Source organism: Mesorhizobium sp. SARCC-RB16n (genome assembly GCF_008520305.1).
In the GTDB taxonomy this organism is placed as follows: Bacteria; Pseudomonadota; Alphaproteobacteria; order Rhizobiales; family Rhizobiaceae; genus Mesorhizobium.
In genome coordinates this window covers 42,301-48,438 of sequence record NZ_ML703291.1, presented here as the reverse complement: position 1 = coordinate 48,438, position 6,138 = coordinate 42,301, and the positions used below count along the sequence as shown (strand labels likewise).

Genomic DNA, 6,138 nt, shown 5'->3' with positions numbered 1-6,138 from the left:
ACAACCACCGCCGCATCAAACTGAAACTGAAAGGACTGGCCCCCGTGCAATACAGGACCCAGCCCTTAAATCTACAAGCTCAATGAACCGTCCAACTTTACGGGGTCAGTTCATCGAGGCGGGTTTTTTGTTGACCATAGGTTGCCTGTGATGGGACATGCTTCGCAGCCATCTGGCCGCTAGCCTTGTTCAGGCAGCAGTTCCCGCATCGACTGCCCTTGAAGCGGACACGTCATCGCTAGGCTGAACTTGCGGCTGCTGAGAATAAATCAGGCGGGGATCAGCCCGTGGCGGAGCATGATCTCGCCTGCCTTGGCGAGGTCCGGTTTGCCCGGCACGTTCACCACTTCGGCGATTTCCTCGAAATAGCGGCGTCCAATCGTGCCTGGCGTCATGCTCGCCAGGACCTTTGCCGTATCGTCGTGCAGGTTCTCGTGATGGTGCACCGCCCCTCGGGGAATGAATATGGCATCGCCGGCGCGTATCTCACGCTTTTGCCCGTCGACGATGACAGTGAGCGTGCCCTCAAGGCCATAGAGGAGTTCGTCGGCCTCCCGGTGATGATGCGGGGCGGGAACGCGCGCCCGCGACGGCACAGTGAACTCGAACACTGTGGCGCCGGCTTCGCCGACAAGAAAACGCAGTTCGAGTTGCCCGATCCGGACGATGTCGCTTTGTACCGCTTCCATTTCCATCCTCCATAATGTAAAGTAACTTTACATCAACAGGTAAAGCGACTTTACAAACATGTCAATCCCCCCGACCACGAATTCGATGCCCGGCCCTCCGTTCTTCGGCGCGCTGCTGCGCGTTGTCTGGCAGCATGTACGCGACCGCATGTTGCAAGCCATTCACGACGCGGGATTTGTCGACTTCCAGGAAGCGCACTTTGCCGTCTTCTCGTTTCCCCTGCCCGATGGCACGAGGCCATCCGAACTGGCGCGGCAGAAACGAATGTCACGACAGGCCGTCAACTACCTACTCAGCCAGCTTGAGGACCTGGGCTATGTCGAGCGCCGCTCCGCCGCCGGCAGCGATCGCCGGCTGGTCTATCTGACACCGCGGGGCCATGGCGTGGTCGCGGCGATTTTCCAATGCCTCCGCCAATTGCATGAGCAATGGTCGGCAGAGGTGGGCAAGGAGCGCTTTGATGATTTCGTGGATGTCCTGAAGCAGTTGTCCGCGAAAGCATCGGAGCCGATAGATCGCTGAAGGGCATTGCCATGCCTTGTGATGTTCAAGGCACCTACTTGCCCAGCAATTCCCTCAGCGCCATGCGCTTGTAGGCGGCGACCAGCCTGTCGCCCTCCTGCCGCTCGACCGAGATCGCCAGTCGCATGGCCGCCTCGCCCATCTGCCAGACCAGGAATGCCGTCGTGTCGAGCGCCACCGGATCGGCATCGGGCCGCAGGCGTTTGAGGACCGCGATGAGAAATTCCGCGTTCGCGCGGCTGTCGGCAAGCTCGAGTTCGCGCAACGCCTTGTCGGCCTGTGTGCCCGACCAGATGTCGCGCATCACCGGCTCGGCCAGGAACAGCCCGTAGTAGATATCGACCAGCTCTGAAAACGCCTGGGCCAGCCCTTCCGCATCACTGACGCCGGCGAGCGTCGCCGAGATGCAGGCCTGGCTTTCCACCGTATAGCGTTCGGCCAGCGCCCAGACGATCGCCCGCTTGTCCGGAAAGAACTGGTAGAGCGACCCGATCGATACCCCAGCCCGTTCCGCGACTTCCCCCATGCGCATGGCATCGCTGCCTTGCTCGGCAATCAGTGCAGAAGCGGCGGCCAGCATGCGCTCGACCCGCTCGCGGCTGCGCTGCTGGCTCGGTGCCCGCCGCGGCGAAGCGATCTGCTCGTTGGCCGGTGTGCCTTCCATGACTGTCTCCAACAAACGCGCCGGGCAAAATCGCCTCGTATAGCTTGACTCACAAAATACGAGGGTTTATCACGTTTTGCAAATATGAGGATTACTCATGTTTTAAGAGAGAGGAAATCACCATGACCGACACCAAACCAATCCTGATCCTGGGCGGCACCGGCAAGACCGGCCGCCGTCTCGCCGAGCGGCTGACCGCGCACGGCATGCCGGTGCGCATCGGCTCACGCTCGGGCACCCCACGCTTTGACTGGGAAGTGCCCGCCACCTGGGCACCGGCCCTGCAAGGCGCCGGCGCCATCTACATCAGCTACTATCCAGACCTGGCCGTGCCGGGCGCCGCCGAAGCCGTCGGCGCCTTCTGCCGGCTTGCGGTGGCCAATGGCGTCACCCGGCTGGTGCTTTTGTCCGGCCGCGGCGAGACGGAAGCCCAGCGCGCGGAAGACATGCTGAAGGCCTCGGGCGCCGACTGGACGATCCTGCGCTGCGCCTGGTTCTCGCAGAACTTCTCCGAAGGCTTCCTCATCGAATCCTTGGCCGAGGGCGAGGTGGCGTTGCCGGTCGGCAATGTCGGCGAACCCTTCGTCGATGCCGGCGACATCGCCGACGCCGCCTTTGCCGTGCTTACCGAGCCAGGACATCTCGGCCAGCTTTATGAACTGACCGGACCGCGCTTGCTGAGCTTCGCCGACGCGGTCGCCGAAATCGCCAAGGCGGCAGGGCGCGACATCCGCTTTGTCAGGATTTCGCATGAGGAGTTCGCCGCCGCGGTGGCCGCGCACGAACTGCCGCCCGAATTCCCCTGGCTGCTCAGCGAACTGTTCACGCAGGTGCTCGACGGCCGCAACGAGTCCCTCGCCGACGGCATCCAGCGCGTGCTTGGCCGCCAGCCGAGAGACTTTTCCGCCTATGCAAATGAAACCGCCGCTAGCGGCATCTGGAGCAACTGACATGGTCACGAAACTTCTTCCCACCTTGATTTTCCTCGCAGCCATCGGCTCGGGCATCGTCGGCGGCGTCTTCTTCGCTTTTTCCAATTTCGTCATGCCGGCGCTCGCCCGCCTGCCGGCCGCCGGTGGCATCGCCGCCATGAACTCGATCAGCATCACCGTCATCACGCCGATGTTCATGACCGCGCTCTTCGGCACCGGCCTTGTCTGCCTCCTGCTCATCGCCGGCGCCATCATCGGCTGGAGCCAGCCGGGTTCGTTCTGGCTTCTGGCCGGTGCGCTGATCTATCTCGTCGGCAACCCGATCGTCACCATGGTCTTCAACGTGCCGCTCAACGATGCGCTGGCCGCGGTAGATCCGGCCAGCAGCAATGGCGCCGCAGTCTGGACCGACTATCTCAGGGACTGGGTGATGTGGAACCACGTCCGTACCGTCACCGCCATCGCGGCCATGGCATCTTTCTGGTTCGCCGCGCGTTGACAGGTTTCCGGGCCGCCGCATCCGGGCGTTGTGGCGGCCACGAGCATTCTCGGGAGAAGAGCGGTGAACGATCCCTATTCGATCATGGCCGTCGGCATTGCGATCGGCGTCGGCATCGGCGCTGCCCTTGGCGCGGCGATGGATGACCCAGCCGTCGGCATCGGCATGGGCATAGCAATCGGCGCCGGGATTGGTGCTGTGTTCGGAAAGAGGCGCGGCAAATGACAGGCCTGCTTTGGCGGGAGGATCTCAGCTCTTCGCCTTGCGATCGGCATGACCGAGATCACGATCCGGATCGATCACGTCGCGGACCAGCTGCTTGAGTTTCGCCGCGTCCGGGAAGCCGCCGTCGCGCTTGCGGTCCCAGACCAGCACATCGTTGCACGAAATGGTGAAGATGCCGCCGGTGCCCGGCACCAGCGTCACCTCACCGAGATCAGTCGCGAAGGTGGAGAGCAGCTCCTGCGCCATCCAGCCGGCACGCAACAACCACTGGCATTGCGTGCAGTAGGTGATGCGGATGGCGGGCAACTGAGCTTTGCTCATCTCGGATCGGGCTTCGCTTACGCCGCGCTGAGCTTGGCCAAGGTTTCGTCATCGACCTCGAAGTTGGCGTACACGCTTTGCACGTCGTCATCGTCCTCAAGCGTCGCAACCAGCTTCATCAGCGACTGCGCCCGCTCTTCGTCGACCGGGACATTGTTCCGCGGCCTCCAGATCGCCTTGACCGATTCGGCCTCACCAAGCGAGGCTTCAAGCGCCTTGGACACCTCGCCGAGGCTCTCGAAGGCGCAATAGATCGTGTGGCCTTCCTCGTCCGATTCGACATCGTCCGCGCCGGCTTCGATGGCCGCGTCCATGACCTTGTCGGCGCTGCCGGCCGAGGCCGGATAGTAGATTTCGCCGGCGCGGTCCCACATGAACGACACCGATCCGGTTTCGCCAAGCGCTCCGCCGGCCTTGGTAAAGGCGGCGCGGACATTGGACGCCGAACGGTTGCGGTTGTCGGTCAGTGCCTCGACGATCACGGCGACGCCTCCCGGCCCATAGCCTTCGTAGCGCACGGCTTCGTAGTTCTCCGCATCGCCCATCGAGGCCTTGTTGATGGCGCGCTGGATGTTGTCCTTCGGCATCGACACCGCCTTGGCGTTCTGGATCGCCAAGCGCAGGCGCGGGTTCATCGATGGATCGGGCGTCCCGCTCTTGGCGGCAACGGTGATTTCGCGCGCCAGCTTGGAAAACATTTTCGACCGCACCGCGTCCTGTCGGCCCTTGCGGTGCATGATGTTCTTGAACTGTGAATGGCCAGCCATGGCACCCCTGTCGTGTTCGGCTAGAGCGTCTTGCCGCGAGATGCGTCACCTCGCCTTTGCAAAAGGCTCGAATTCAAAAATTCAGAACGTCCTGATGCGTCCAGAGAACGTACGGCGCTCTTTGTCGGAATGGCCGGCTTATAGATAAATCGGCTCAATTCGTCCAGCCGCGCCGTGCTGCGGCGATCCCGGCCGTGCCTATGCTTCCAGATCGGACTTCAGCCGGTCAATGATGCTGAGCGCATGGCCGGCATACTGGCTGATCCAGCGGTCGTGGATCTGCTTGATCGGCAGCGCATTGAGATGGTTCCAGCGCTCGCGTCCGTCACGACGCGCGACGATCAGATCTGCCTCCTCCAGCACCTTGAGATGCAGCATGACGGTGCAGCGGTCGATGTCGGGAAAGGCATCGCACAGCATGCCGGTGGTCTTTGGCTCATCTTTCAACCGATCCAAGATTTCGCGCCGGCGTGGATGCGCCAGCGCCTTGAAAACATTGTCGTCCTGCGATCGGCTTGACATGTTATGTTTATATAACATATCGTTGTCGCGATCAAGCAAGGAGCTGTGGATATGTCTCTTGGATTCAGTGTTTCAGGGCGCATCGGCAAGCCGGTCGCCGAAGTCTTCGACGCGGTTGTCAATCCGAAGAAGCTCAGCGGCTATTTCACCACCATCGGCGGCGCCAGCGCACCATTGGTGGCCGGTGCCGGTGTCGTCTGGTGGGGCAAGGTGCCGGTCGAGGTCGACGAAGTGGTCGAGGACAGCCGCATCGTGCTGCGCTGGGATGCCTCCGACGCCGACGGCAAGCCCGCCTACAAGACCCGTATCGAGATGAATTTCGAGCCGCTCGACGATGGCGGCACCTTCGTCACCATCGCCGAGAGCGGCTGGCAGGAAGACGCGGTCGGCTTGAAGAAGTCCTACCTGAATTGCGAGGGCTGGTCGCAGATGCTGGCCTGCATGAAGGCCTATGTCGAATACGGCATCAACCTGCGCGACGGGTATTACCGCAGCGAGATGAAGGGCGAGCCCGCCAGCGAAAACAACATTTGAGCACAATAGGAAAGACGCAGGCCCGCAATGACGAAAGTTACGCCATTCCTGATGTTCGAGGGCAAGGCCGAAGAGGCAATGACCCTTTATTGCGAGACCGTTCCCGGCAGCAGCGTCCTTGACGTCACACGTTACCGTTCCGGCGAAGGCGGCCCGGAAGGAGCGCTCAAACTGGGACGCATTTCGGTCAGCGGCCTGGAGGTGATGGTCTATAACAGCCCGGTTCACCACGCCTTCACCTTTACGCCGTCCGTCTCGTTCTACGTTGACTGTTCCTCCGAACAGGAACTGGAGCGCATCGTCGAAACCTTGGCCAAGGACGGCGGATTCCTGATGCCGCCAGACAATTATGGTTTCAGCCGCCGTTTTGCCTGGCTGAACGACAGGTTCGGCGTTTCCTGGCAGATCAACTTGCCTTGACGGAACAGCAGCCGAGTCGGCCAACCAGCAGCCCAACAAGGA

General features: G+C 61.8%; 12 protein-coding genes. 7 read left to right on the top strand and 5 right to left on the bottom strand.

Annotated elements, in window-relative coordinates; genetic code table 11:
- Positions 1–86, top strand: an 86-nt coding sequence (locus C7I87_RS36865) for an IS3 family transposase (RefSeq protein ID WP_373424791.1), incomplete at its 5' end; no start/stop codon positions are given.
- A 183-nt stretch (positions 87–269) separates the two neighbouring features.
- Here the strand turns inward: C7I87_RS36865 and C7I87_RS29670 are convergent.
- Complete coding sequence (locus C7I87_RS29670) at positions 270–689, bottom strand: cupin domain-containing protein (protein ID WP_149907560.1); 420 nt, start codon at positions 687–689, stop codon at positions 270–272.
- A gap of 85 nt (positions 690–774) precedes the next feature.
- Between C7I87_RS29670 and C7I87_RS29665 the strand changes: the two genes are divergently transcribed.
- Positions 775–1,212 carry a MarR family winged helix-turn-helix transcriptional regulator gene (locus C7I87_RS29665; RefSeq protein ID WP_149907568.1) on the top strand — a complete coding sequence of 146 codons (438 nt, stop codon included), beginning with the start codon at positions 775–777 and terminating at the stop codon, positions 1,210–1,212.
- A gap of 34 nt (positions 1,213–1,246) precedes the next feature.
- On the opposite strand, the gene C7I87_RS29660 is transcribed toward C7I87_RS29665, so the two are convergent.
- Positions 1,247–1,876 carry a TetR/AcrR family transcriptional regulator gene (locus C7I87_RS29660; RefSeq protein WP_149907559.1) on the bottom strand — a complete coding sequence of 210 codons (630 nt, stop codon included), beginning with the start codon at positions 1,874–1,876 and terminating at the stop codon, positions 1,247–1,249.
- 122 nt (positions 1,877–1,998) lie between these two features.
- Between C7I87_RS29660 and C7I87_RS29655 the strand changes: the two genes are divergently transcribed.
- The 3 genes from C7I87_RS29655 (at position 1,999) to C7I87_RS35420 (ending at position 3,532) form a co-directional block, all read left to right on the top strand.
- Entirely contained in the window at positions 1,999–2,826 is an 828-nt protein-coding gene (locus C7I87_RS29655) for an NAD(P)H-binding protein (protein ID WP_149907558.1), read from the top strand.
- 1 nt (position 2,827) lies between these two features.
- The gene (locus tag C7I87_RS29650; protein WP_149907557.1) at positions 2,828–3,307 is read left to right on the top strand and encodes an anthrone oxygenase family protein; all 480 of its coding nucleotides are present in this window, start codon (positions 2,828–2,830) and stop codon (positions 3,305–3,307) included.
- Positions 3,308–3,370: 63 nt separating this feature from the next.
- Entirely contained in the window at positions 3,371–3,532 is a 162-nt protein-coding gene (locus tag C7I87_RS35420) for a glycine zipper domain-containing protein (protein ID WP_188394053.1), read from the top strand.
- Between the two features lie 24 nt (positions 3,533–3,556).
- Here C7I87_RS35420 and C7I87_RS29645 read toward each other — a convergent pair whose 3' ends face one another.
- The 3 genes from C7I87_RS29645 to C7I87_RS29635 all read right to left on the bottom strand — a co-directional run bounded on the left by C7I87_RS29645 (position 3,557) and on the right by C7I87_RS29635 (position 5,142).
- Positions 3,557–3,853 carry an Rdx family protein gene (locus C7I87_RS29645; protein WP_149907556.1) on the bottom strand — a complete coding sequence of 99 codons (297 nt, stop codon included), beginning with the start codon at positions 3,851–3,853 and terminating at the stop codon, positions 3,557–3,559.
- Positions 3,854–3,870: 17 nt separating this feature from the next.
- Positions 3,871–4,620 (bottom strand): YebC/PmpR family DNA-binding transcriptional regulator, encoded by a 750-nt coding sequence (locus C7I87_RS29640; protein ID WP_149907555.1) that lies wholly within the window; start codon positions 4,618–4,620, stop codon positions 3,871–3,873.
- A 198-nt stretch (positions 4,621–4,818) separates the two neighbouring features.
- On the bottom strand, positions 4,819–5,142 hold the full coding sequence (locus C7I87_RS29635) for an ArsR/SmtB family transcription factor (protein ID WP_149907567.1): 324 nt from the start codon (positions 5,140–5,142) through the stop codon (positions 4,819–4,821).
- 51 nt (positions 5,143–5,193) lie between these two features.
- Here C7I87_RS29635 and C7I87_RS29630 point away from each other — a divergent pair, with 51 nt between their 5' ends.
- Complete coding sequence (locus C7I87_RS29630) at positions 5,194–5,676, top strand: SRPBCC domain-containing protein (protein WP_149907554.1); 483 nt, start codon at positions 5,194–5,196, stop codon at positions 5,674–5,676.
- A gap of 27 nt (positions 5,677–5,703) precedes the next feature.
- A complete protein-coding gene (locus C7I87_RS29625) occupies positions 5,704–6,096 on the top strand; it encodes a VOC family protein (RefSeq protein WP_149907553.1) in 393 nt (130 codons plus the stop codon).
- Positions 6,097–6,138 lie beyond the last annotated feature (42 nt).

Excerpts from the sequence above, each read along its gene's own strand:
- C7I87_RS29640 (WP_149907555.1), bottom strand. The coding sequence starts at position 4,620 with ATGGCTGGCCATTCACAGTTCAAGAACATCATGCACCGCAAGGGCCGA.
- C7I87_RS29635 (WP_149907567.1), bottom strand. The coding sequence starts at position 5,142 with ATGTCAAGCCGATCGCAGGACGACAATGTTTTCAAGGCGCTGGCGCAT.
- C7I87_RS29665 (WP_149907568.1), top strand. The coding sequence starts at position 775 with ATGCCCGGCCCTCCGTTCTTCGGCGCGCTGCTGCGCGTTGTCTGGCAG.
- C7I87_RS29625 (WP_149907553.1), top strand. The coding sequence starts at position 5,704 with ATGACGAAAGTTACGCCATTCCTGATGTTCGAGGGCAAGGCCGAAGAG.
- C7I87_RS29650 (WP_149907557.1), top strand. The coding sequence starts at position 2,828 with ATGGTCACGAAACTTCTTCCCACCTTGATTTTCCTCGCAGCCATCGGC.
- C7I87_RS29645 (WP_149907556.1), bottom strand. The coding sequence starts at position 3,853 with ATGAGCAAAGCTCAGTTGCCCGCCATCCGCATCACCTACTGCACGCAA.
- C7I87_RS29660 (WP_149907559.1), bottom strand. The coding sequence starts at position 1,876 with ATGGAAGGCACACCGGCCAACGAGCAGATCGCTTCGCCGCGGCGGGCA.
- C7I87_RS29655 (WP_149907558.1), top strand. The coding sequence starts at position 1,999 with ATGACCGACACCAAACCAATCCTGATCCTGGGCGGCACCGGCAAGACC.
- C7I87_RS29630 (WP_149907554.1), top strand. The coding sequence starts at position 5,194 with ATGTCTCTTGGATTCAGTGTTTCAGGGCGCATCGGCAAGCCGGTCGCC.
- C7I87_RS29670 (WP_149907560.1), bottom strand. The coding sequence starts at position 689 with ATGGAAGCGGTACAAAGCGACATCGTCCGGATCGGGCAACTCGAACTG.